The organism is Nonomuraea sp. NPDC051191, assembly GCF_044455665.1.
Classification (GTDB): domain Bacteria; phylum Actinomycetota; class Actinomycetes; order Streptosporangiales; family Streptosporangiaceae; genus Nonomuraea.
On the sequence record NZ_JBITEZ010000009.1, the window covers coordinates 370,483 to 392,060 of the forward strand.

Below are 21,578 nucleotides of genomic sequence, written 5' to 3' on the forward strand. Positions count from 1 at the left end.
TCTGCCCGGCCGGAAGACCCCGTGAGGACTGTGGCGTCGAGGGGCTGGGGGGTGGCGGGGGGAGGGAAGGGCGGAGGGGAATGGGGCTGGGCGGCGGAAGCCTGGGCGTGCAGCCTCTAAGCTAGGGAGCATGCCGGAGTACATCTACACGCTGCAGCGCGTGCGCAAGGCGCACGGCGACAAGGTTGTCCTTGACGACGTCACGCTGTCGTTCCTGCCCGGAGCCAAGATCGGTGTCCTGGGGCCGAACGGCACCGGTAAGTCGACGCTGCTCCGGATGATGGCCGGCCTGGAGCAGCCGTCCAATGGCGACGCCAAGCTGATGCCGGGCTTCACGGTCGGCATGCTCCAGCAGGAGCCGCCGCTCAACGAGGAAAAGACCGTTCTGGGCAATGTGCAGGAGGGTGTCGCCGAGACGATGGCGATGCTCGAGCGCTACAACCAGATCGCCGAGCAGATGGCCACCGACTACAGCGACGAACTGCTGGCGGAGATGGGCAAGCTCCAGGATCAGCTGGAGCACCGCAACGCGTGGGACCTCGACAGCCAGCTGGAGCAGGCGATGGACGCCCTGCGCTGCCCGCCGCCCGACGCCGAGGTGAGCAAGCTGTCCGGTGGTGAGCGCCGCCGCGTGGCGCTGTGCAAGCTGCTGCTTGAGGCCCCCGACCTGCTGCTGCTCGACGAGCCCACCAACCACCTCGACGCCGAGAGCGTGCAGTGGCTGGAGTCGCACCTGGAGAAGTACCCCGGCACGGTGCTGGCCGTCACCCACGACCGGTACTTCCTGGACAACGTGGCCACCTGGATCCTGGAGCTCGACCGCGGTCGCTGCTACCCCTACGAGGGCAACTACTCCACCTACCTCGACATGAAGGCCCAGCGTCTCAGGGTCGAGGGCCAGAAGGACGCCAAGCGCAAGAAGCGCCTGGAGGACGAGCTGGAGTGGGTGCGCTCCAACCCCAAGGCCCGCCAGACCAAGAGCAAGGCCCGTCTCCAGCGGTACGAGGAGATGGCGGCCGAGGCCGACAAGTTCCGCAAGCTGGACTTCGAGGAGATCCAGATCCCGCCGGGCCCGCGTCTGGGCACCACGGTGATCAGGTCCGACGAGCTCACCAAGGGCTTCGGCGACCGCCTGCTGATGGAGAGCCTGACGTTCGACCTGCCGCGTAACGGCATCGTCGGCGTCATCGGCCCCAACGGCGTCGGCAAGACCACGCTGTTCCGCATGATCACGGGTGGGGAGACGCCGGACACGGGGTCGATCACGGTCGGCGAGACCGTGAAGATCTCCTACGCCGACCAGAGCCGGGGCGGCATCGACCCGAACAAGAACGTCTGGGAGGTCGTCTCCGACGGGCTCGACCACATCAAGGTCGGCAACGTCGAGATGCCGTCGCGGGCCTACATCGCGGCGTTCGGGTTCAAGGGGCCCGACCAGCAGAAGAAGGCCGGCGTGCTGTCGGGCGGCGAGCGTAACCGGCTCAACCTGGCGCTCACCCTCAAGCAGGGCGGCAACGTGCTGCTGCTGGACGAGCCGACCAACGACCTCGACACCGAGACGCTGTCGTCGCTGGAGAACGCGCTGCTCGACTTCCCGGGCTGCGCGGTGATCACCTCGCACGACCGGTGGTTCCTCGACCGCATCGCCACCCACATCCTCGCGTGGGAGGAAGGCTCGAACTGGTTCTGGTTCGAGGGCAACTTCGCCGACTACGAGAAGAACAAGATCGAGCGTCTCGGTGCCGACGCGGCCCGTCCGCACCGGGTGACGTACCGGAAGCTGCACCGGGACTGACGTCCCGAGCCGACGAGCGGCGGGCCCCTTTCCAGGGGCTCGCCGCTTTTCGCGTGTTGTGAGGGGCCGGAGCGCCATGCGGGAGGGCCCGGACGAGCCTTGTACGACGGGGGATCAGCCTTCGGCTTCGGTGAGGGCGATCGGTACGGGGGCCGGGGTGGTGCGTCGCCAGGGGCCGTTGAACAGCAGGATCGCGGGGATGAACAGCACCAGGCAGCCCAGCGCCACGAACAGCCAGGTCTGCCAGCTCGTGGCCGCCACGACGTGCGGGATGACCAGCAGCCCGACCACCGCGATCGCCTTGCTCAGGAAGCCGAACAGCCCCCAGGCCGTGCCCTGCAGGCGCGGGTCGGCGTCCTCGGCGTCCTCGGAGTAGTTGGCCATCCAGGGGGCGTACGCGACGCCGAGCGAGCCGCCGAGCAGGGCGCCGGCCACCATGAGCGTGCCGGTGGAGACGCCTTCCTGGCCGAGTGCGACGGCGAGGTAGGCGGTGACCAGGACCGCGGCGATCGTGCCGGCGAGCGAGAACGGCTTGCGCAGTTGCAGACGGTCCGACAGGCGTCCGGTGACGATCAGCGTGATGAGGTTGAGGCTCCAGAACGCGGCCATGATCGTGGACGCCTGCGCGCTGCTGATGCCGAGCGAGCCCACCAGCATCGTCTGGCCGAACAGCGACAGCGTGATGTAGAGCACCAGCCAGAGCGAGATGCCGACGACGTGGGCCCAGATGTTGCGGCGCGCGAACAGCGACCGGATGGTGGGCGGGCGCCGCAGGTCGACGACCTCCTCGGCGGCCCGTTCCGTGTGCTGGATCCTGGCGCGCAGCTCGGGGGACAGGTCGGCGATGTTGAACGCGATGACCGCCGAGATCACCAGAGAGAAGCAGCCCATGATGACGAACTGCGACCGCCACGACTCATCGAAGATCGGCAGCGTCCAGCCGGCGACGGCGGCGGCCAGGAAGTTCGCGCCCACCGGGCCCCACGTCCAGAATCCGAACGCCTGCGCCCGCCCGAGCCGGGGCGAGAAGTCGCGGATCAGCGGCGCGGTGGAGGCCATGGCCACGCCGTCCACGAAGGCCAGCAGGATGCGGGCGATCAGCAGGTCGCGCGGGCTGTGCACGAGCGTCATGGCGAAGCAGCACACGGCGGTGAGGGCCATGAGCGGGATGAGCAGGCGGACCCGGCCGACCCGGTCGGTGAGCCTGCCGCCCAGGATGGAGGCGATCGCCCCGGCCACCGCCGCGGCCCCCGAGACCGCGCCGTACGTGGCCAGGGACATGTTCAGGTCTTTGAGCAGGAGGGGTACGACGGGCGCGATCTGCCCTTCGTAGGAGCCGATGAGGATGGCCAGCACGGCCATGGTGAGGATCTTCATCCGGCGGGCGCCGGTCGGGTACTCGTCGAGCTCGCGGACGTAGGACAGCCTCATGACAAGCCTTTCTGTCGAGCCTAGGCCCCCCGTCATGAGTTCTAGAAGCTAGCTCTAGAATCCATTTCTGAGATGCTGCTCCTCGCATCGGCGGACGTCAAGAGTGCGTACCCGGTATGAGGTGATTAGAATCAAATTCTAGGATTCGCTCGTAGTGAGGAGCCGTGCGTGGACCTGGAACTTGACGGCCTCGACGTGACCTTCGACCACACGGCCGTGGCCGCTCCCCGGATCAGGGACCTGCTGCCGATCTATCGCGACCTGCTCGGGGGCCGCCACCTGGGGGGCGGGGGTGACAACCGGGTCAACGGGTACCGCACGCTGCAGCTCACGTACCAGAACGGGAGCAAGATCGAGCTCATGGAGCCGCTGGCCGGGTCCACGTTCTTCGACAGCTTCTTCGGGCTGACACGGGGGCGGGGTGGCGTCCACCATCTGAACTTCCACGTCGGCGACATGGACGCGGCCGTCGCCCGGCTCACCGAGCGCGGCTACCGGCTGCACGGGCTCAACCGGGCCGACGTCCGCTGGCAGGAGGTGTTCCTGCACCCCAAGGAGGCGCACGGGGTGCTGATCCAGCTCGCCTGTCCGGGGTTCCGCGAGCCGGACGAGACCCGTCCGACGCTGGAGGAGGTGCTGGCCGGACGCGGCCGCAACGGCGACGGCATCCCCAGCCCCTGACCGCCCCCCGTCCCTGACCGGCCCCCGTCCCTGACCGGCCCCAGTCCCTGGCCGCCCCCACCCCCTGAGGTCCCCGCGTCCCTGAAGTCCTGAGCCTTCCCTCGGAACCGAACCTAGATCTAGAGTGGGATTCTAGAACCAGATTGGGGAGGCCGATGAAACCGGCACCGAAGCCCACGCCCGAGACCCAACCGTTCTGGGACGGCACGGCCGCGGGAGAGCTCAGGATCCAGCGTTGCCAGACGTGCGCGCGGCACTACTTCTACCCCCGGCCGAGCTGCCCCCACTGCGGCGGCGACGACGTGGAGTGGGTGCGCGCGACGGGCCGCGCCACCCTGTACTCGTACGTCATCAACCACAGGCCCGCGCCCGGTTTCGAGGCCGACGGACCGTATGCCATCGCCGTCGTGGAGCTGGAGGAGGGCGTGCGGATGATGACGAACATCGTGGGCGTGCCCAGCACCCCCGAGAACCTGCCGCTGGACATGGAGCTGCGGGTGGTGTTCGAGCGGCGCGGCGACGTGCACGTGCCGCTCTTCGAGCCCGCCGGAGACGCCCGATGAACATCGTGATCGCCGGGGCGGCCGAGACCGACGAGATCGGCCGCCTGCCGGACCGCTCCACCTTCCAGCTCCACCTGGAGGCCGCGCGCAACGCCCTCGCCGACGCGGGCATGACGAAACATGACATCGACGGCATCGCCACGGTCGGCACGCCCGGCCCGATCCAGATCGCCCACGCCCTCGGCATCACGCCCTCCTGGCTCGACGGCACGGGGGTGGGCGGGTCGTCGTTCCTGTTCCACGTACGGCACGCCGCCGCCGCCATCCGGGCCGGGCTGTGCCGTACCGTGCTGATCACCCACGGCGAGTCGGGAAGGTCGCGCGTCGGCGCGGGCCGGTGGGGGCTGGGCGCGGACTCGCTTCTGGGGCAGTTCGAGCTGCCGTACGGGGTGGCCGGGCCACCGACGTCGTTCACCGTCACGGCGCTGCGCCACATGAAGGAGACCGGCCTCACCCACGAGCAACTGGCCGAGGTGGCGGTCGCGCAGCGCCGCTGGTCCTCCCGCAACCCGCGGGCGATGTACCGCGACCTCATCACGGTCGAGGACGTGCTCGACTCGAAGATGGTCGCCTACCCCTTCCACCTGCTGGAATGCTGCCTGGTGACGGACGGCGGCGGTGCGCTGGTCGTCACCTCCGAGGAGCTGTCGCGCCGCTCGCCGGTGTACCTGCTGGGCTCCGGCGAGGCCATGGACGCGCCGATGGTCTCGCAGATGGAGGACTTCACCACCTCCAAGGGCTTCCGCCTGTCCGGCGAGGCCGCCTTCGCCGAGGCCAAGATCTCGCACGACGACGTCGACCACCTGATGGTGTACGACGCCTTCGCCCACGTGCCCATCTACGGGCTGGAGGACCTGGGCTTCGTCGGCCGGGGCGAGGCGGGGGCGTTCGTCGCCGAGGGGCACACCTCGCCCGGCGGCCGGCTGCCGATGAACACCAACGGCGGCGGACTGTCCTACACCCACACCGGCATGTACGGCATGTTCGCCATCCAGGAGTCGGTGCGGCAGCTCCGGGGGGAGGCGGCGGCGCAGGTGCCGGACGTGGAGGTGAGCGTGGTGCTGGGCAACGGCGGCATGTTCGCCTCGGCCGCGACCCTCGTCCTGGCGTCCCGGCTGCCCTAGGTTCCCCGGTCGGCCCTCCGGGCAGGCGAGCCCGGACGGCCGATGGAACGGCATGGAACGGGATGGAACGCCTCTCCATCGGAAGCGGAAGACCATGAGAAGAGGAGACGGCGATGCCGAAGTTCATGGACGTGCACAGTGGTTTCGTCGGTGTCACCGAGGAGCAGTTGCGCGAGGCCCACGAGCGGGACCTGGCGGTCGAGGACGCCGAGGGCGTGCACTTCGAGCGCGCCTGGCTCGACCCCGACTCGGGCAAGGTGTTCTGCCTGTCCTCGGGGCCGTCGAAGGACGCGGTGATGCGGGTGCACGAGAAGGCCGGCCATCCCACGACGGAAATCTACGAGCTGCCGATCGAGGTCGAGTAACCACAGGGGTGACCGCCGGACCGGTGACGACGACCGCGCTGCTGCGGACGCGGACGTCCGTCACCGCGGCGCCCCGGACCTTGTGAATCCGGGACCGGGGCGCCATGGACCCAGAGAATCCGGGCAGGCGGGGCGCGTCGGGTGCCGGGGCGGGGGCGGGGGCCGTACTAGATTCGTCGGGTGGGAACGGGAGCCGCGCGCGGGGTGGGGCGGTTCGTCAACGGCGAGTCGGTCTACGGGACCATCCTGACGGCCGGCGTCGTGTCCGGGCTCTCGCACTTCATCAGCGACGCCGACGAACTGCTGGTGACCGCGATCGGCACGGTCATCGTGTTCTGGATCGCGCACGCGTTCGCGGAGATCGTCGGCGACCGGTCGCCGGACGTGCGCCAGGCGGTGAGAGGCGCGGTGATGCGGTCCACCGGCATGTTGTGGGGGCTGGTGCCGCTCACGGTGATCCTGTGCGTGGCGATGACCGGGGCGATGTCCGTGGACGCGTCGGTGTACCTGGAGATCGTCGTGTCGGTCGTCCTGCTCACCGTGCTGGGCTTCTTCGCGGCGGCGCCGAAGACCGACCGGCTCTGGGTCCGGTTGCTCTGCGGTGCCGGTGCGGGGGCTCTGGGGGCCGTGATGATCCTGCTGAAGAGCGTCGGGCACTGAGCGGGGCCGCGCGTGGCGGTCCCGCCCGGGGCGGCCGAGGTCAGGGGGCCGGTGGGCGCCAGGTGATGAGGGCGTCCAGGGCCTCGACGCGGGAGCCGGTGACCAGGAGCGGGTTGATCTCCAGGGACTCCAGGGCGTCGCCCAGGCTCTCGGCGAAGGCGGCGATCCGGGTCACCACGTCGGCCACCGCGTCCAGGTCGGCCGGCTCGGTGCCCCTGGCGCCGTCCAGCAGGGCCGCGCCGCGCAGCTCGGACAGGGCCCGGCGGACCTCGACTGCGTCCACCGGCAGCACACGCAGGGCCGCGTCGCGCAGCACCTCCACCCAGACGCCGCCGAGCCCGACCGCGAGGGTGAGCCCCCAGGCCGGGTCGCGCACCACGCCCACCAGCAGCTCGACCCCGCCGCCGCGCTGCGGCTGGATGAGGGCGCCCGCGTCCGGGGCGTGCGCCCGCGCCGCGGCCACCACCTCCCGGTAGGCCTGCCGCACCTCCTCGGGCCCGGACAGCCCGAGCCGTACGCCACCGATGTCGCTCTTGTGCCCAAGCCCTTCGGCGGCGGCCTTGAGCACGACCGGGTAGCCGAAACGTTCGGCCGCCGCGACCGCCGCCGCCTCGTCCGCCGCGGTCTCCGACGGCACCACGGGCAGCCCGGCGGCGGCGAGCAGGGCGGCGGCCCGGTGCTCGGCCCACACGCCGCTCGCGCCCTCGGGCGCGCCGGTGACCGCCGCGCGCCCGGCCGGGGCGCTGGTGAGCGCCCTGCGGTGCGCCTCCGACCAGCGCACCGCCGCGCCGATCGCGGTCAGCCCGTGCTCGATCCCGCCCATGACGTACGGGAACCCGGTCTCCTTCTGCACCCGCCGCCCGAACTCCGTGACGTCGGTCAGCACGTTGCTCACCACCACGACGGGCACCGGCGACTCGGCGATGCGCCGCGAGCTGGCCTCGTACATCGCGAGCACGGGGGCCGGGTCCGGAGGGGCGGTCCTGGGCGGTTCGGACAGCAGCATGACCAGGTCGATGCCGGGATCGGCGGTCACCGTCTCCAGGGCGCGGCCGAGCAGGGTGCGGTCGACGAGCACGTAACCGGTGACGTCGAGCGGGTTCTGCACGGTGCCGAACGACGGCACGATCCCGGCCAGGCGCTCGACCGTCGCCGGGGCGAACGGCGGCAGCTCCAGGCCCTCGTCCTCGGCCCGGTCGGCGATGATCTCGGACGCGCCGCCGGACGGCGTCACGACGCCCATCCGGCGGCCGGGCAGCGGCCCGGTGGCGGCCAGCAGCCCGGCGGTGATGATGAGGTCCTCCAGCGAGCGCACCCTGATCACGCCGAGCTGGCGCATCGCGGCGTCGATGACGTCGTCGTCGCCGACGAGCGCGCCCGTGTGGGCCTGCGCCGTGTGCGAGGCCAGCCCGCTGCGGCCGATCTTGAGCGCGACGATCGGCTTGCCCGCGACGAGCGCCCGGCGCGCGACGCGGGAGAACTCGGCCGGGTTCCTGATCGTCTCCAGGAACAGGGCGACGACCTTGGTCGCCGGGTCGTCCACGAGGTGGTCGACGACGTCGGTGACCGTGACGACCGACTCGTTGCCCATCGAGGTCAGCAGGCTGATGCCGACGTTGCGGGCCTGGGCGAAGCCGAGCACCGAGCTGGCCAGCGCGCCGCTCTGCAACACCACGCCGACCGACCCGCGCAGCAGCGGCTCGGGGATGGGCAGCCCGTACGGGGTCACGCCGGCGGCGGCGTTGATGTAGCCGTTGCCGTTCGGCCCTAGGATCGTCAGGCCGTGCTCGCGGGCGAACCCGGCGATCTCGGCCTCCAGGCGAGCGCCCTCCGCGCCCGCCTCCCCGAACCCCGCCGTGAGGATCACGTAACAGCCGATGCCCAGCTTGGCGCCCTCCTTCAGCACGCCGAGCACCGCCGCGGTCGGCACCATGACGTAGGCCAGGTCGACCGGGGAGGGGATCTCGGTCAGGCTGCGGAAGGCCGGCGATCCGTGCACCACCCCGCCCCTGGGATTGACCAGGTGGACGGGCCCGGAGAAGCCGTGGGTACGCAGGTTCAGCAGCGTGCTGACCGACCAGCCCGACTTGTCCGTGGCCCCCACCAGGGCGATCGAGCGCGGGTTGAACAGTGCCTCGACCGACATGGGGCTACTCTCCGATCAGGCCGAGCCTGGCGTGGCCCTTGATGAGGTTGCGGGCGATCGTGCGGCGCTGGATCTCGTCGGTGCCCTCGAAGATGCGCAGCAGGCGTAGCTCCCGGTACCACCGCTCGATCGGCAGCTCCTTGGTGTATCCCATGCCGCCGTGGATCTGCAGCACCCGGTCCACGACCTGGTTGGCCATCACGGCGCCGTTGAGCTTGGCGATGGAGGAGGCGTGCCGGGCGTCCATGCCCTGCTGCACCTGCCAGGCCGCGTAGAGGGTGAGCCACTTGGCCGCCTCGATCTCCACCTGGGAGTCGGCGATCATCCACTGGATGGCCTGGTACTCCGAGATGGCCTGGCCCATCGACTTGCGGATCTTGGCGTAGTCGACGGCCATCTGGAGCATGCGCTCGGCGGAGCCGATGGCACGGGCCGGGATCATGTAGCGTCCCTGCCCGATCCACTGCATGGCAAGCTCGAAGCCCTTGCCGAGCTCGCCCAGGATGTTCTCCTCGGGCACCCGTACGTCCTCGAACACCAGCGCCGCCGGGCCCCACTCGCCCATGGTCGGGATGGGCTCGGACTTCCAGCCCATGTCCCGGTCGACCAGGAAGCACGTCACGCCGTGGCCCTCGGCCACCGCGAACACCATGACGAAGTCGGCCTCGCTGCCGCCGGTGATGAACGTCTTCTCGCCGTTGATCACCCACTCGGCGCCGTCGCGGGTGGCGCGGGTGCGGATGTTGCGGGCGTCGGAGCCGGCGCCGGGCTCGGTGATCGCGAAGCAGGACCGCCGCTCGCCCTCGATGGTGGGGACGAGGTAGCGGCGCTTCTGCTCGTCGGTGCCGGCGTAGAGGATGTTGTCGGCGCTGCCGCCGAAGGAGAAGGGCACGAACGTGCGGCCCATCTCCATGGCGATGATCGCGGACATGATCGGGCCGAGCGCCGCGCCGCCGTACTCCTCGGGGGTGTTGATGCCCCAGAAGCCGGACTTCCTGGCCTTGGCGCGCAGGTCGCGCACGACCTCGGGATCGAGCCCCGGACGGCCCTCGCGCTCGTTGCGCAGGACCTCGGGCTCCAGCGGCATGACCTCCTTCTCGACGAAGGAACGTACGGTGTCGCGGATCTGGCGTTCCTCCGGGCTGAGCGAGAAGTCCACGGCCGCCTCCTGAATTTCTAGAATCATTCTCTAGTACTGGATTCTAGCTCCCGTGCCGCCCTGGTCAAGAATCAGATTCTAGAATTTACCGGGCTAGAATGGGCGGCATGGCACGCAAGTCCTCGTGGGAGTGGAGCCGCACGGCTCAGACGCGCAAGAGCATGTTGCAGGCGGCCCGTGAGGTCTTCAGCGAGCACGGCTTCGCCGACTCCAACGTCTCGGAGGTGGTGGCCCGCGCCGGCTCCAGCGTCGGCAGCCTCTACCACCACTTCGGCGGCAAGACCGAGCTGTTCCTCGCCCTCTACGAGGACCACCAGGCGGCCCACGAGCAGGCCTCGGCCGCCAGTGTCGCCAAGGCCAAGAAGGCGGGCGTCAGCGACCCCGTCGAGCTGCTGATCGCCGGGGCCCGCGCCTACCTCGACGGCGCCTGGGACCGGCGCGACCTGGTCAGGCTCTTCATCGACGGCGACGGCCCGCCCGGCTTCGAGCTGATCCGCCGCACCCGCGGGCGCGAGTGGGTGCGCCAGAACGCCGTCCTGCTCGGCGCCGGGGGAGACCCGCTCGACCGGTTCACCGTGGCGGTGCTGACCAGCATCATCGGCGAGGCCGCCCGCGAGGTGGCCACGTCCGACACCGAGGAGGAGGCCAGGGAGATCATCGAGGCGGCGATGAAGCTCATCCACCGCCTCGATCCCCTCAGAGGGCTCGGTGACGACTGATCGTCGCCCGTCCGCGGTCGATCACCACCGTCCCGTCGTCCTTGGCGGTCCTGAACAGCACGTCGTCGCCGTCGGCCCAGATGGAGACGGTCAGTGACTCGCCGGGGAAGACCGGGCTGCTGAACCGGCCCGACATCGCCCCGAACCGCGACGGGTCCGACCCGGCGAGCGTGTGCAGCAACGCCCGCCCGGTCACCCCGTACGTGCACAGCCCGTGCAGGATCGGCCGGTCGAACCCGGCCCTGGCGGCGAACTCAGGATCGCTGTGCAGCGGGTTGAGATCGCCCGACAGCCGGTAGATCAGCGCCTGGTCCGGCCGGGTCGGGCAGGTCACCTTGTGGTCGGGCGCCCGGTCCGGGACCGTCCACTCGTCGCGGGGCCCACGGTCGCCGCCGAAGCCGCCCTCGCCCCGGATGAACACCGAGCTGTGGGAGGCGATCACCAGCTCGCCGGTCTCCAGGTCCACGGCCCTGGCCTCGGTGGTCACCAGCGCGCCCGAGCCCTTGTCGTAGATGCCCGTCACCTTCGACGTCGTCCGTACGCCGCCCGCGGCCGGCAGCTCCCGGTGCAGCTCGAAGCCCTGCTCGGCGTGGACCAGCAGGGCCGGGTCGAAGTCGCCCAGCCGCCGCCCCGGCGACTGCGCGGCCAGCACCGCGAACGTCGGCAGCACCCGCTGCCCCTTCTCGGTGGCGAACTCCAGCTCGTCGAGGCCGGAGCCGACGCCGAGCGCGTACAGCATGGTGTCCTTGGCCGTCCACGTACGCTCGTGTGCCGGGCCCTCGACGCCGATCAGCGAGTGGTCGAGCGGCATGTCAGTCCTCCCGTCCGGGGACGCGGCCGTTGGTCAGGGCGTTGGGGGCGGCCTTGTCCACCAGGGCGGGGATGACCGCGCCCAGCTCGGCCGGGTCCCAGCGGGAGCCCTTGTCCACGCCGGGCCCGGCGTGCCAGCCCTCGGCCACGCTGATCATGCCGCCGCGCACGTTGAACACCCGCCCGGTGACGGCCCGCGCCTCGGCACTGGCCAGCCAGACCACCAGCGGCGCGATGTCGTCGGGGTCGGCGCCGGTCGCCCCGGCCGGGATCAGGTTCTCCGTCATGCGGGTGAGCGCGGCGGGGGCGACGGCGTTGACGGTCACGCCGTAGCGCTCCAGCTCCCTGGCGGCGATCACGGTCAGCCCCGCGATGCCCGCCTTGGCGGCGCCGTAGTTGCCCTGGCCCGGGTTGCCGTAGATGCCGGAGGACGACGTCGTGTTGATGATCCGGGCATCGAGGCGTTCGCCGGACTTCGCCTTGGCCCTCCAGTAGGCGGCGGCATGCCGCAGGGGCGCGAACGTGCCGCGCAGGTGCACCCTGATCACCGCGTCCCACTCGTCGGCGGTCATGTTGACCAGCATGCGGTCGCGCAGGATTCCGGCGTTGTTGACCAGCACGTGCAGGTCGCCGAAATGCTCGACGGCCGATCTGATCAGGCGCTCGGCGCCCTCGAAGTCGGAGACGTCCTCGCCGTTGACGATCGCCTGGCCGCCCATGGCCTCGATCTCGGCCACCACCTCGGCGGCGGCCCCGGACGAACCGGTGCCGTCCACCTCCGCGCCCAGGTCGTTGACCACGACCTTCGCGCCCTGCCTGGCGAACTCCAGCGCGTGCCCGCGCCCGATGCCCCTGGCCGCACCCGTGACGATCACCACGCGACCTTCGACGATCCCGCTCATCCGACACCTCGATCCTTGACCCGCCGACGACTTGAACTGGATTCTAGTATTAAAATCTAGAAAGGACAGGCCCTTGGTGACGACGACCACCGAATCCGTCGGCCACGCCTGGCGTACGCTCTCGGTCGTGAGCCTGGCCAGCGTGCTGACCGGGTTAGGCGGCAGCTCGATCAACGTCGCGCTGCCCGAGATCGCCCGGCACACCGGGGCCGACGCCACGGCCGCGGGCTGGATCCTGCTGGGCTTCCAGTTGACCACGACCGTCCTCATGGTGGTATTCGGTCGTCTGGCCGACATGTTCGGCAGGCGCAGGATGTACCTGCTCGGGCTGGCCGTCTACACCGCGGCCGCCCTGCTCGCCGGGTTCGCGCCCGGCGCGTGGGTGATCGTGGCCATGCGGGTCGTGCAGGCCGTCGGCGCCGCGATGTTGCTCACCAACAGCGCCGCCCTGGTCAGCGACGCCTTCCCGCGCGAGCGGCTGGGCGAGGGCATGGGCGTCTACGTGGCCTCCTTCTCCATCGCCGGGCTGATCGGCCCGACGCTCGGCGGTGTGCTCGCCTCGAACCTGGGCTGGCGCTGGGTGTTCTGGTTCAACGTGCCCATCGGCGTGATCTGCCTGGTGTGGGGCGCGGTCACGCTGCGGCGGACCGAGCCGGCCGGGCGCGAGCGCGGGCTCGACCTGCCGGGCAGCGTGTTCGTGCTGGTCACGCTGGGCGGGCTGCTGCTGGCGTTGTCGGAGTTCGGCAGGCTGGGCTGGGGGCATCCGGCGGTCCTGGCCGGGCTCGGCGCGTTCGCCGTGGGGCTGCCGCTGTTCGTGGCCAGGGAGCGGCGGGCCGCCCATCCCGTCGTGGACCTGCGGCTGTTCCACGACCGCGCCTTCGCCTTCGGCACGCTCGCCTCCTTCCTCAACGCCGTGGCGCGCATGGGCATGGTCTTCCTCGTCGCGCTCTACTTCCAGGCCGTGCGGGGGGACGATCCCGTACAGGCCGGGTTGAAGGTGCTGCCGCTGGCGGTGGCGGCCATGGCCGCGTCGGTGGCGTCGGGGTTCCTCCAGCGGCTGACCAGCGCGCGCACCCTGGCGGTGGCCGGGGCCGCCACCACGACCTGCGGGCTGCTGGTGCTGCTGGCCACGATGTCGGCGAGCACGCCGTACGCGGCGGTGACCGCCGGGCTGGTGCTCATCGGGCTCGGCTCGGGCGTCTTCCTGCCCTCCAACACCACCGCCATCCTGGACGGCCTGCCCTCCGACCGCCTCGGCATCGTCAACGCCATGCGCCTCATGCTCCAGAACACCGGCAACGTGGTCGGCACCGGCCTGGTGCTGTCGATCATCACCGCGCCCCTCCCCGCCGCGCTGCACCAGCGTGTCTTCGCCGGGACGCTCTCGCAGGTCTCGGGGGAGGCGGTCGGCGAGCTGGTGACCGGCTACCGCTGGGCGCTCACCTGCATGGCCTCGATCTCGGTGCTGACCGTGCTGGCCTGCCTGGCCCGCCGCAAGGCCCGGTGACCGGCGGACCGGACGGTACGGGTACCGTGGCGGACGTGGCAGAACCCTCCTCGGCGCACCGGCACGTCTTCCCCCGCATGGTCAGATTCGCCGACATCGACTCCCAAGGGCATGTGAACAACGTGCGCTTCCTCGACTACCTGGAGGACGCCCGCTTCGGCATGTTCGCGATCGATCCGGTGCGGGCGGGCGAGGCGCCCTTCGGAGGGCTCGTGGTGACCCGCCACGAGATCGACTACCGGCGGCCGCTCGGCCTGCGCCCCGACCCGGTCAGGGTCGAGACCTGGGTCACCGGGATCAGACCGGTCCGCTTCACCCTGTCCTACGAGATCCGCGACGACGACGAGATCTACGTGACCGCCACCTCGGTGATCGTGGCCTACGACGTCGAACGGGCCGCGCCGCGCCGGCTCACCGAGGACGAGCTGGTCGTGCTCAAGCGCTACGCGGCCGAGGGCTGACCGCCCTGGAACCGCAGCCGCCCGCCGGCCCCGGCAGGAAGCGCTGGTTGATGCTCGCGTTGGGCGTCAACGCCCACGCGAGCGTCACCTTAGGACTCTTCGGCCTGCCACTCGTCATGCCGGAAATCGAGCGACATTTCGGGGTGCCGCTGGCGGTGGCCGGAATCATTGGGAACGCCCCGGGAATCGGGGTTCTGATCGCGCTCGTCGCCTGGGGTGCGCTGGCCGACCGGCACGGCGAGCGTCTCGTGCTCGGCATCGGCGTGAGCCTGGCGGCCGTGCTGCTCGCCGCCGTGGCCTTCGCCGGGCCGGCCTGGGCGGTGATCGCGCTGCTGGCGCTGGCGGGCGCGGCCGGCTCGGCGGCCATGGTCGGCGGCGGCCGGATCGTGCTGCGCTGGTTCCAGCCGCCCGAGCGCGGGGTCGCCATGGGCCTGCGGCAGGTCTCCTACACCCTCGGCATGGCCGTCGCGGCGTTCGTGCTGCCGCCGGTCGCGCGGGCGCACGGGTTGCCCGGCGTGCTGCTGGTCTGCTCCGCCGTGAGCCTGCTGGCCGCCGTCCTGGCCGCACTGTTCCTGGCCGAGCCGCCGCACTCGATCTCCGGCGGGAGCGCTGAGCAGGCGCGCTCGCCGTACCGGCAGCCGGCGCTCTGGCGGGTGCACGCGACCAGCGGGCTGCACGCGGTCCCGCAGATCGTGGTCAGCACGTACGGCGTCACCTGCCTCGTCGGCCTGTACGGCTGGGACGCCGTGGCGGCCGGCCAGCTCTTCGGCCTGTCGGCCGTGGCCGGGGCCGTGGTCCGCGTGGCCGTGGGCCGCTGGTCGGACCGGGTCGGCCTGCGGATGCGTCCCCTGCTGCTGCTCACCTGCGCCTGCCTGGCCGTGCTCGCCCTGCTGGTCGTGGGCACGGCGACGGACAGCCTGCTCGGCCCGGCGGCGCTCGCGACGGCCTCGGTGCTCACCGTGTCCGGCAACGGGCTGGCCTACCTGAGGGCGGGCGAGCTGGCCGGACCCGCCTGGGCGGGCAAGGTGCTCGGCACCCACAACACAGTCCAGAACGTCGTCGCCCTGGCGGTGACCCCGCTGGCCGGAGCGCTGATCACCGGGACGGGGTACTGGGCGGCGTACGCGGCGGGCCTGGCCTGCGCGCTGCTCTCGCTGCCCGTCATCCCCGTCCGCGGCGAGCAGCGGGCCGGCCTTCGCTCATGACTCCCGGCGCAGCCACACGGCGGTGTCCGGCGGCAGCGTCCCCGCCTGGACCGGGCCGCTGGACAGCAGCACCGCGTCGTGCGCCGGCAGCCGTACGGCCTCCGTCCCGCAGTTGATCGCGCAGATCAGCGGGCCCCGGGAGAAGAAAAGTGCTCCTTCGGGGGAATCCAGCCACTCCAAGGTGTAAGGAATGTCCCCCGCCAGCTCGCGGCGGCAGGCCAGGGCCCGGCGGTAGAACTCCAGCGTCGAGTCCGCGTCGCCCTCCTGCTTCTCGGCCGTCAGCTCGGCGAAGGAGGACGGCTGCGGCAGCCACGGCCGCACGCCGGGCGGCGAGAACCCGTAGGAGGGGGACTCCGCCGACCACGGCAGCGGCACCCGGCAGCCGTCGCGGCCGGGCAGCTTGCCCTCCGACTGGACGAACACCGGGTCCTGCCTGGCCTCGTCCGGCAGGTCGGTCACCTCGGGCAGGCCCAGTTCCTCGCCCTGGTAGAGGTAGGCCGAGCCGGGCAGCGCCAGCATCGTGAGCAGCGCCGCCCTGGCCCGCGCCAGCCCCGTGCCGGGATCGGCGGTCCCGTAGCGGGTGCGATGGCGTACGACGTCGTGGTTGGACAGCACCCAGGTGGCGTACGGCACCGAGGCCAGGGTGTCGTCGATCACCTTCTTGAACGCGGTCGGCGACCAGGGCGCCTGGAGCCAGGCGAAGTTGAAGCTCTGGTGCAGCTCGTCGGGCCGCACGTAGAGGGCGAGGTCCTCGGCGCTGTCGGTCCAGACCTCGCCGACGGCCATGCGCTCGCCCGGGTAGCCGTCGAGCACCTTGCGCCAGTCGCGGTAGACGCCGTGCACCTCGGGCTGCCCCCAGACCGGCGAGACCGACTTGAACGACTGGTCGCCGACGTCCGGCAGCCCCTCGGCCTTGTACAGGCCCATCGCGACGTCGATGCGGAACCCGTCGACGCCCTTGTCCAGCCAGAACCGCAGGACGTCGAGGAACTCCGCGTGCACCTCGGGGTTGCGCCAGTTGAAGTCGGGCTGGGCGGGGGCGAACAGGTGCAGGTACCACTGCCCGTCGGGGGTCTGGGTCCACGCCGGGCCGCCGAACGTGGACTGCCAGTTGTTGATCGTGTCGCGGAAGAGGTAACGGTCGCGGCCCTCGCCCCGCAGCGCGGCCTGGAACCAGGGATGCTCGGAGGAGCTGTGGTTGGGGACGACGTCCACGAGCACCTTCAGCCCGTGCCCGTGGGCCTCGGCCACCAGCGCGTCGAAGTCGGCCAGCGTGCCGAACAGCGGGTCGACGCCGCGGTAGTCCGCCACGTCGTAACCGCCGTCGGCCATCGGGGACGGGTAGAACGGCGTCAGCCAGATGGCGTCGACCCCCAGCCTCCTCAGGTACGGAATCCGTTCCCGTACCCCGGCCAGGTCGCCGACGCCGTCTCCGGAGGCGTCGGCGAAGCTGCGAACGTAGATCTCGTAGACGACGGCATCGCGCCACCAGGGGATATCCATGTGGGCGTCATGCCCGTTATGTCGGCGAGTTCACCAAGCTGTGGGCCGCGTACACCAGATAGTCCCAAAGTCGGGTCGCCTGCTCCTCGGGCAGGTCGAGCGAGTCGACCGCGTCACGCATGTGCCGCAGCCAGGCGTCGCGCTCGGCCTCCCCGATCACGAACGGCACATGGCGCATGCGCAGCCGGGGATGGCCGCGCTCCTGGCTGTAGGTGTTGGGGCCGCCCCAATACTGGATCAGGAATCCACGCAGCCGGTCTTCGGCGCCCGTCAGGTCGGGCTCGGGGTAGAGCGGCCGCAGCAGCGGGTCTTCCGCGACACCTTCGTAGAAACGGTGGACAAGGCGGCGGAAGGTCTCCTCGCCGCCTACGGCGTCGTAGAAGGAGGTCTCAGTCACGCTCTCAGCCTACGGTCGGCCGCGTTCGGCGGCCAACCGCAGGTGGCAGGGGCCGCCGCCTATGCGTGGGCGACCATGGGGATGCCGGCCGAGTCGAGGGCGGACTTCACCCTGAGCCGGATCTCCCGGGCGACCTCGGCCTGGTGGGAGGGCAACGTCTTGGCGGTGATGCGGAACACCAGGGCGCTGTCGGAGAGCTGCTCCACGCCGTACACCTGAGGCTGCTCCACGATCACGCTCTCGCGGTACTCGGGGTCGGCCCAGATCTCCTCGGCCACGATCTCCAGCGCCGCGCGCACGGCGGTGATGTCGGCGTCGTAGGCCACCGGGACGTCGAAGTAGGCCCGCGACCAGCCCTGCGACTCGTTGCCGACGCGGGTGATCGTGCCGTTGCGTACGTACCAGACGCGGCCGTCGGCGTCGCGCAGCCGGGTGACGCGCAGGGTGACCGCCTCGACGGTGCCGATGGCGGCGCCCGCGTCGATCACGTCGCCCACGCCGTACTGGTCCTCCAGCAGCATGAACATGCCGGCGATGAAGTCCTTCACCAGCTCCTGGGCGCCGAAGCCGATCGCGACGCCCAGGATGCCGACGCTGGTCAGCAGGGGGGCGATGGGGATCGTCAGCCGGTCGAGCACGGTCAGGATGGCGGTGCCGAGGACGACGATGGAGGCGATGTGCTTGAGCACCGAGCCCATGGTCTCGGCCCGCTGCTTGCGGCGCTCGTGCAGCAGCGCGTCGATGCCGTCGGTGGCGGCGTTGCGGCGGAACCTGTTGGCGAGCGAGCCGCCGGTGGCCGCCCGGGTCACCACCTTCGTGATCACACGGTGCGAGATGTTCCGCACGACGAACCCGAAGACCAGGATCAGGACGATGGTGATCAAGCTCGCCAGCAACGGCGCCCACGATACGTTGCCCAGCCAGTCGACCAGGGGACCACAGATCACTGTGTCACCTTGACAGGCTTGCGCCATCTGCGAGCTCACTTTGTCCAAGTCCTGCACGAGCGACGACTCCGTCGGCGCGGGCGTCGGTGATGGCCCCGATGTCACCAACAGGAACACTGGGTGGATTCCCCCTCAGGAAGCGGTTCGGTCAGCGGCAAATCAGTCCAATTGGATCTAAAAATACCGCTGACCGAACCGGCCGCCGTCACATCACGCCGGGGAAGACGGGGTCGCCAGGTCTCTGGGCCGCGGAGGGAGAGACCGGACGCTCCGATGACGGACGGCTCGGACGGGCCACGCACCCGGAAGCGTGTCCCGTTCCGGTTCCAAGGGGGGAGGTGATCCCCCCGGCACCCGGCGGGGGCACCCGCCGGGCTGTCCTGCGCGCACGGGCACCCGCCCGCGCGAAAGAGCCGGAACCGGCGGGACGATCAGGGGCCCGGGAACTCCGGACGCCCTCCGCACCGATCGTCCCGCCGGCCCCGCGAGGCCGCCGTGGGGACGGTGAGCCGTGGTGGCTGCGCTCCACCCGGATCACCGCGTCGTCACTCTCCCACGGCGGCGAGCACGCGTGCGACCTTGGTCGCGGCACCGGCCGGGTCGTCGGCCGTGTGCATGGGTTCGCCCCAGGACCAGCAGTACCACCAGTCGGGAAGGTCCGAGGCGTTCGCCGGTCGGCAGGTGACGTTCTCGGACAGGCTCGTCGCCTTCGGGTTGATGACGCGTACGAACTGCCGGCCGCTCTGGGTCTGGACCACTCGTGCGAGCAGACCGCGAGCGCCGAGCTCGGATACGAGGCGCTGCAGATGTCCGTTCTTGTCGTCCGTCACCTTCTCGTCCTCCCTGGGAATCGTTGCTGGTGGGCCAAACATGGCTCAAGTCAACGGCACACGCAACGCCACTGTGGTGATCACAGGGAGTGGCTATTCCCTCGTGGGTTGTAAGAAACGACCCCTCGGAGGACGATCCTTAACCGTAGGCTTGATGAGCACGTTTTCAAACGGTCCTCACTGCCTCATAGTCATCTCTAGGCGAAGAGCTACCTGAGGGCTACGCTGAGTCACCAGTCTTGACGGGTCGAGACATCGGGAGAGGGGCCGGGATGTCCGGCAGGCAGCACAGGGAAACGGAGATAGCCCGGCGGGTCAGGGCCAAGGGCCTTGCCACCGGGCGCACCTCCGCCCAGATAGCTGAAGAGATCCACGAAGCGTGCTCACCACAGTTCAGCACGACCCGCATCAAAGCGCACCGCCTGTCCTACGGCATCGCACTCGCGGACGTGATCGAACAGGTGCGCGCGTTGTTCGAGCGCGACGCCAAGGCGCCGCCGGGCATCGGCGAGACGTTGCTGTCGGCGTACGAGAGCGGGCTCAAGCGCCCGGGTCCCGAATACCTGCACTACCTGTGCACGGTCTACCGGGTAGAGCCCATCGAGCTCGGCTTCGACGGCCCCTGCATCTGCGGCCACGGCCACCGCATGCCGGGCGCGCTCGCCGAGATCACCCAGCGCATGGGGTCGGCGTCGCTCCCTCGCGACCTGGTCCTGCAACCGGTGACCGTCGAGGCCGACGCCCAGGAGGACGAGAACATCCTGCGGCGCACGTTGTTAAATCTGCTCGACACCGACGTCTCGTTCAAGCAGCAGTTCGACGGGGCGATGCTGGGCGCGTGTGAGGGCATCCGGCGGCGGATGGACCAGACGCTGGTCTCGGCCACCGTCTCGGGCGGAATGCTCGACCAGTGGGAGGAGGCGACGCTCGCCTTCGGCCGCCAGTACACCACGACGCCCCCGCTACGGCTGCTGTGCGACGTGCTGCTGGAGCTGAGCGCGGTCCGTACGGCGCTGTCCCAGCGGCAGCCGATCGACCTCCAGGACCGGCTGTGCCGCATGGCCGCGCAGCTGGCCGGCCTGAGCGGCATGGTGATGATCAATCTCGGCGACCACCGGCTGGCCCGGTCGTTCTTCCGCACCGGCCGCATCGCCGCCGACGAGACCGGCGACCGTGCGCTGCGGGCGTGGATAACGGCCAGGGAGTCGCTCGTACCCCTCTACTACGGCGACGCCCGCGAAGCCCTCAACCTCGCCAAGAAGAGCCGTGATCTGGCGGGCACCGTTCCGTGCGTGGCCCAGGCGATGGCGCCGGTCGTCGAGGCGCGGGCCCTGGCCATGCTCTCGGGCACCGACAGCAAGAAAGAGGTGGTCGACCAGGCCAAACGCGCGCTGGCCAGGGCCAGGAGCGCTTTCGCGCACATGAAGAGCGAGGAGCAGGAGGACATGGCCTTCGGCTACACCGAGAAACAGCTCTACTTCTACCAGGGCGACGTGCTCACCAAGCTCGGCCAGACCATCGAGGCCGAGGTGGTGCTCGACCAGGCGCTCGGCAAGTACGAGGACCACATCCTCGACCAGACCCTGATCAGGCTCGACCAGGCCCAGTGCCGCCTCCTGGAGGGCGACGTCGACGAAGCCCTTCAAATCGGTACGAAAGCCTTGCGCGCTTTGGGGGATGAATACCTTACGGACCTCATCATCCGCCCGGCGCTCGCTCTGGAGCAGGCGATCATGAAAAAGGTCGACAAACATCACATGCTGGCCGAATTCAGCGCCGAGTTGCGTCGAAGGTCGGCCCAGAAGGAAGGGAGCGGTGGATGACGTTGAAGATCCGGCGGTACCGCTGGTCCGATCTCGACACCATCCTCGCGCTACACCGGATCTGCCTCGCCGAGGTGGGCCTGCAACCCGGCGACGGCGTCTACTACGACGACGACTTCCCCCGCATCCAGGAGATCTACCTGGCCTGCGGAGGTGACTTCATCGTCGGCGAGACCGGCTCACGGGTGGTCGCCATGGGCGGCCTGAAACCCGTCGACCGGGAGACCGCCGAGGTGTGCAGGCTCAGGGTGCATCCCGAGTTCCAGCGGCGCGGCTACGGCGGCGCCATGCTCTCGGCCCTCGAAGACCGCGCCTTGGAGCTCGGCTTCAGCAGCCTGCGCGGCGACACCACGCTCAACCAGGGGGCGGCCCTCGCGCTCTACGCCCGTCAGGGCTGGCGTGAGCTCTCCCGCTGCCAGGTGGGCGACCTCGTCGTCATCTACGGCGAGAAACGGCTGGCGCGCGCGCCGGCCATGGAGCTCTAGCTCCCACACGTCGAGGGTCCGACGCTTCCGGACCCGGCGGCACGCCCCATCCCCTCCTGGGGCCC

At 70.5% G+C, this 21,578-nt stretch carries 21 protein-coding genes; 12 read left to right on the top strand and 9 right to left on the bottom strand.

Annotated elements, in window-relative coordinates:
* Positions 1–130 precede the first annotated feature (130 nt).
* Positions 131–1,795 (top strand): energy-dependent translational throttle protein EttA, encoded by a 1,665-nt coding sequence (gene ettA, locus ACIA8R_RS27195; RefSeq protein ID WP_357705098.1) that lies wholly within the window; start codon positions 131–133, stop codon positions 1,793–1,795.
* Between the two features lie 114 nt (positions 1,796–1,909).
* Here the strand turns inward: ettA and ACIA8R_RS27200 are convergent, their stop codons facing one another.
* Positions 1,910–3,226, bottom strand: coding sequence for an MFS transporter (locus ACIA8R_RS27200; RefSeq protein WP_357705100.1), 1,317 nt, complete (start codon positions 3,224–3,226; stop codon positions 1,910–1,912).
* A 168-nt stretch (positions 3,227–3,394) separates the two neighbouring features.
* On the opposite strand from ACIA8R_RS27200, the gene ACIA8R_RS27205 reads away from it, so the two are divergent.
* The 5 genes from ACIA8R_RS27205 (at position 3,395) to ACIA8R_RS27225 (ending at position 6,619) form a co-directional block, all read left to right on the top strand.
* Complete coding sequence (locus ACIA8R_RS27205) at positions 3,395–3,907, top strand: VOC family protein (protein WP_364092254.1); 513 nt, start codon at positions 3,395–3,397, stop codon at positions 3,905–3,907.
* A 155-nt stretch (positions 3,908–4,062) separates the two neighbouring features.
* Complete coding sequence (locus tag ACIA8R_RS27210; protein ID WP_397041078.1) at positions 4,063–4,470, top strand: Zn-ribbon domain-containing OB-fold protein; 408 nt, start codon at positions 4,063–4,065, stop codon at positions 4,468–4,470.
* Positions 4,467–5,594 (top strand): thiolase C-terminal domain-containing protein, encoded by a 1,128-nt coding sequence (locus tag ACIA8R_RS27215; RefSeq protein WP_364092258.1) that lies wholly within the window; start codon positions 4,467–4,469, stop codon positions 5,592–5,594. Before ACIA8R_RS27210 ends, ACIA8R_RS27215 begins: the two co-directional genes overlap by 4 nt.
* A gap of 113 nt (positions 5,595–5,707) precedes the next feature.
* Positions 5,708–5,959, top strand: a complete 252-nt coding sequence (locus ACIA8R_RS27220; RefSeq protein ID WP_357705111.1) for an SCO4226 family nickel-binding protein — start codon at positions 5,708–5,710, stop codon at positions 5,957–5,959.
* Between the two features lie 180 nt (positions 5,960–6,139).
* The gene (locus tag ACIA8R_RS27225; protein ID WP_397041080.1) at positions 6,140–6,619 is read left to right on the top strand and encodes a hypothetical protein; all 480 of its coding nucleotides are present in this window, start codon (positions 6,140–6,142) and stop codon (positions 6,617–6,619) included.
* A 40-nt stretch (positions 6,620–6,659) separates the two neighbouring features.
* Here the strand turns inward: ACIA8R_RS27225 and ACIA8R_RS27230 are convergent, their stop codons facing one another.
* A complete protein-coding gene (locus ACIA8R_RS27230; RefSeq protein ID WP_364092261.1) occupies positions 6,660–8,765 on the bottom strand; it encodes an acetate--CoA ligase family protein in 2,106 nt (701 codons plus the stop codon).
* A 4-nt stretch (positions 8,766–8,769) separates the two neighbouring features.
* A complete protein-coding gene (locus tag ACIA8R_RS27235; protein WP_357705118.1) occupies positions 8,770–9,951 on the bottom strand; it encodes an acyl-CoA dehydrogenase family protein in 1,182 nt (393 codons plus the stop codon).
* 80 nt (positions 9,952–10,031) lie between these two features.
* On the opposite strand from ACIA8R_RS27235, the gene ACIA8R_RS27240 reads away from it, so the two are divergent.
* Positions 10,032–10,643: a TetR/AcrR family transcriptional regulator gene (locus tag ACIA8R_RS27240; RefSeq protein WP_357705121.1), complete on the top strand. Its 612-nt coding sequence runs from the start codon at positions 10,032–10,034 to the stop codon at positions 10,641–10,643.
* Here the strand turns inward: ACIA8R_RS27240 and ACIA8R_RS27245 are convergent.
* Both ACIA8R_RS27245 and ACIA8R_RS27250 read right to left on the bottom strand, forming a co-directional pair.
* Positions 10,621–11,454, bottom strand: coding sequence for a MaoC/PaaZ C-terminal domain-containing protein (locus ACIA8R_RS27245; RefSeq protein WP_397041082.1), 834 nt, complete (start codon positions 11,452–11,454; stop codon positions 10,621–10,623). The two genes, ACIA8R_RS27240 and ACIA8R_RS27245, sit on opposite strands and share 23 nt — an antisense overlap.
* 1 nt (position 11,455) lies before the next feature.
* Positions 11,456–12,355, bottom strand: a complete 900-nt coding sequence (locus ACIA8R_RS27250) for an SDR family oxidoreductase (protein WP_364092265.1) — start codon at positions 12,353–12,355, stop codon at positions 11,456–11,458.
* Positions 12,356–12,431: 76 nt separating this feature from the next.
* On the opposite strand from ACIA8R_RS27250, the gene ACIA8R_RS27255 reads away from it, so the two are divergent.
* From ACIA8R_RS27255 to ACIA8R_RS27265, 3 genes are read left to right on the top strand one after another with little or no spacing between them, the layout of a single operon-like run.
* Positions 12,432–13,862: an MFS transporter gene (locus ACIA8R_RS27255; RefSeq protein ID WP_364092268.1), complete on the top strand. Its 1,431-nt coding sequence runs from the start codon at positions 12,432–12,434 to the stop codon at positions 13,860–13,862.
* 35 nt (positions 13,863–13,897) lie between these two features.
* The gene (locus tag ACIA8R_RS27260; protein ID WP_397041084.1) at positions 13,898–14,323 is read left to right on the top strand and encodes an acyl-CoA thioesterase; all 426 of its coding nucleotides are present in this window, start codon (positions 13,898–13,900) and stop codon (positions 14,321–14,323) included.
* Positions 14,324–14,373: 50 nt separating this feature from the next.
* Entirely contained in the window at positions 14,374–15,528 is a 1,155-nt protein-coding gene (locus tag ACIA8R_RS27265; RefSeq protein WP_357705280.1) for an MFS transporter, read from the top strand.
* Here ACIA8R_RS27265 and ACIA8R_RS27270 read toward each other — a convergent pair.
* The 4 genes from ACIA8R_RS27270 to ACIA8R_RS27285 form a co-directional block, all read right to left on the bottom strand.
* The gene (locus ACIA8R_RS27270) at positions 15,523–17,031 is read right to left on the bottom strand and encodes an alpha-amylase family glycosyl hydrolase (protein WP_364092270.1); all 1,509 of its coding nucleotides are present in this window, start codon (positions 17,029–17,031) and stop codon (positions 15,523–15,525) included. The two genes, ACIA8R_RS27265 and ACIA8R_RS27270, sit on opposite strands and share 6 nt — an antisense overlap.
* A gap of 16 nt (positions 17,032–17,047) precedes the next feature.
* Entirely contained in the window at positions 17,048–17,428 is a 381-nt protein-coding gene (locus tag ACIA8R_RS27275; RefSeq protein ID WP_364092272.1) for a globin, read from the bottom strand.
* Between the two features lie 59 nt (positions 17,429–17,487).
* Positions 17,488–18,375: a mechanosensitive ion channel family protein gene (locus tag ACIA8R_RS27280; protein WP_397041085.1), complete on the bottom strand. Its 888-nt coding sequence runs from the start codon at positions 18,373–18,375 to the stop codon at positions 17,488–17,490.
* A gap of 545 nt (positions 18,376–18,920) precedes the next feature.
* Positions 18,921–19,205, bottom strand: coding sequence for a hypothetical protein (locus ACIA8R_RS27285; protein WP_357705137.1), 285 nt, complete (start codon positions 19,203–19,205; stop codon positions 18,921–18,923).
* Positions 19,206–19,477: 272 nt separating this feature from the next.
* Between ACIA8R_RS27285 and ACIA8R_RS27290 the strand changes: the two genes are divergently transcribed.
* Positions 19,478–21,028, top strand: a complete 1,551-nt coding sequence (locus ACIA8R_RS27290; protein ID WP_364092276.1) for an XRE family transcriptional regulator — start codon at positions 19,478–19,480, stop codon at positions 21,026–21,028.
* Positions 21,025–21,513 (top strand): GNAT family N-acetyltransferase, encoded by a 489-nt coding sequence (locus ACIA8R_RS27295; RefSeq protein ID WP_364092278.1) that lies wholly within the window; start codon positions 21,025–21,027, stop codon positions 21,511–21,513. The genes ACIA8R_RS27290 and ACIA8R_RS27295 overlap by 4 nt, the downstream gene beginning before the upstream one ends.
* Positions 21,514–21,578 lie beyond the last annotated feature (65 nt).

Excerpts from the sequence above, each read along its gene's own strand:
- ACIA8R_RS27220 (WP_357705111.1), top strand. The coding sequence starts at position 5,708 with ATGCCGAAGTTCATGGACGTGCACAGTGGTTTCGTCGGTGTCACCGAG.
- ACIA8R_RS27250 (WP_364092265.1), bottom strand. The coding sequence starts at position 12,355 with ATGAGCGGGATCGTCGAAGGTCGCGTGGTGATCGTCACGGGTGCGGCC.
- ettA (WP_357705098.1), top strand. The coding sequence starts at position 131 with ATGCCGGAGTACATCTACACGCTGCAGCGCGTGCGCAAGGCGCACGGC.
- ACIA8R_RS27245 (WP_397041082.1), bottom strand. The coding sequence starts at position 11,454 with ATGCCGCTCGACCACTCGCTGATCGGCGTCGAGGGCCCGGCACACGAG.
- ACIA8R_RS27235 (WP_357705118.1), bottom strand. The coding sequence starts at position 9,951 with ATGATTCTAGAAATTCAGGAGGCGGCCGTGGACTTCTCGCTCAGCCCG.
- ACIA8R_RS27265 (WP_357705280.1), top strand. The coding sequence starts at position 14,374 with ATGCTCGCGTTGGGCGTCAACGCCCACGCGAGCGTCACCTTAGGACTC.
- ACIA8R_RS27295 (WP_364092278.1), top strand. The coding sequence starts at position 21,025 with ATGACGTTGAAGATCCGGCGGTACCGCTGGTCCGATCTCGACACCATC.
- ACIA8R_RS27230 (WP_364092261.1), bottom strand. The coding sequence starts at position 8,765 with ATGTCGGTCGAGGCACTGTTCAACCCGCGCTCGATCGCCCTGGTGGGG.
- ACIA8R_RS27215 (WP_364092258.1), top strand. The coding sequence starts at position 4,467 with ATGAACATCGTGATCGCCGGGGCGGCCGAGACCGACGAGATCGGCCGC.
- ACIA8R_RS27240 (WP_357705121.1), top strand. The coding sequence starts at position 10,032 with ATGGCACGCAAGTCCTCGTGGGAGTGGAGCCGCACGGCTCAGACGCGC.
- ACIA8R_RS27200 (WP_357705100.1), bottom strand. The coding sequence starts at position 3,226 with ATGAGGCTGTCCTACGTCCGCGAGCTCGACGAGTACCCGACCGGCGCC.
- ACIA8R_RS27270 (WP_364092270.1), bottom strand. The coding sequence starts at position 17,031 with ATGGATATCCCCTGGTGGCGCGATGCCGTCGTCTACGAGATCTACGTT.
- ACIA8R_RS27210 (WP_397041078.1), top strand. The coding sequence starts at position 4,063 with ATGAAACCGGCACCGAAGCCCACGCCCGAGACCCAACCGTTCTGGGAC.
- ACIA8R_RS27290 (WP_364092276.1), top strand. The coding sequence starts at position 19,478 with ATGTCCGGCAGGCAGCACAGGGAAACGGAGATAGCCCGGCGGGTCAGG.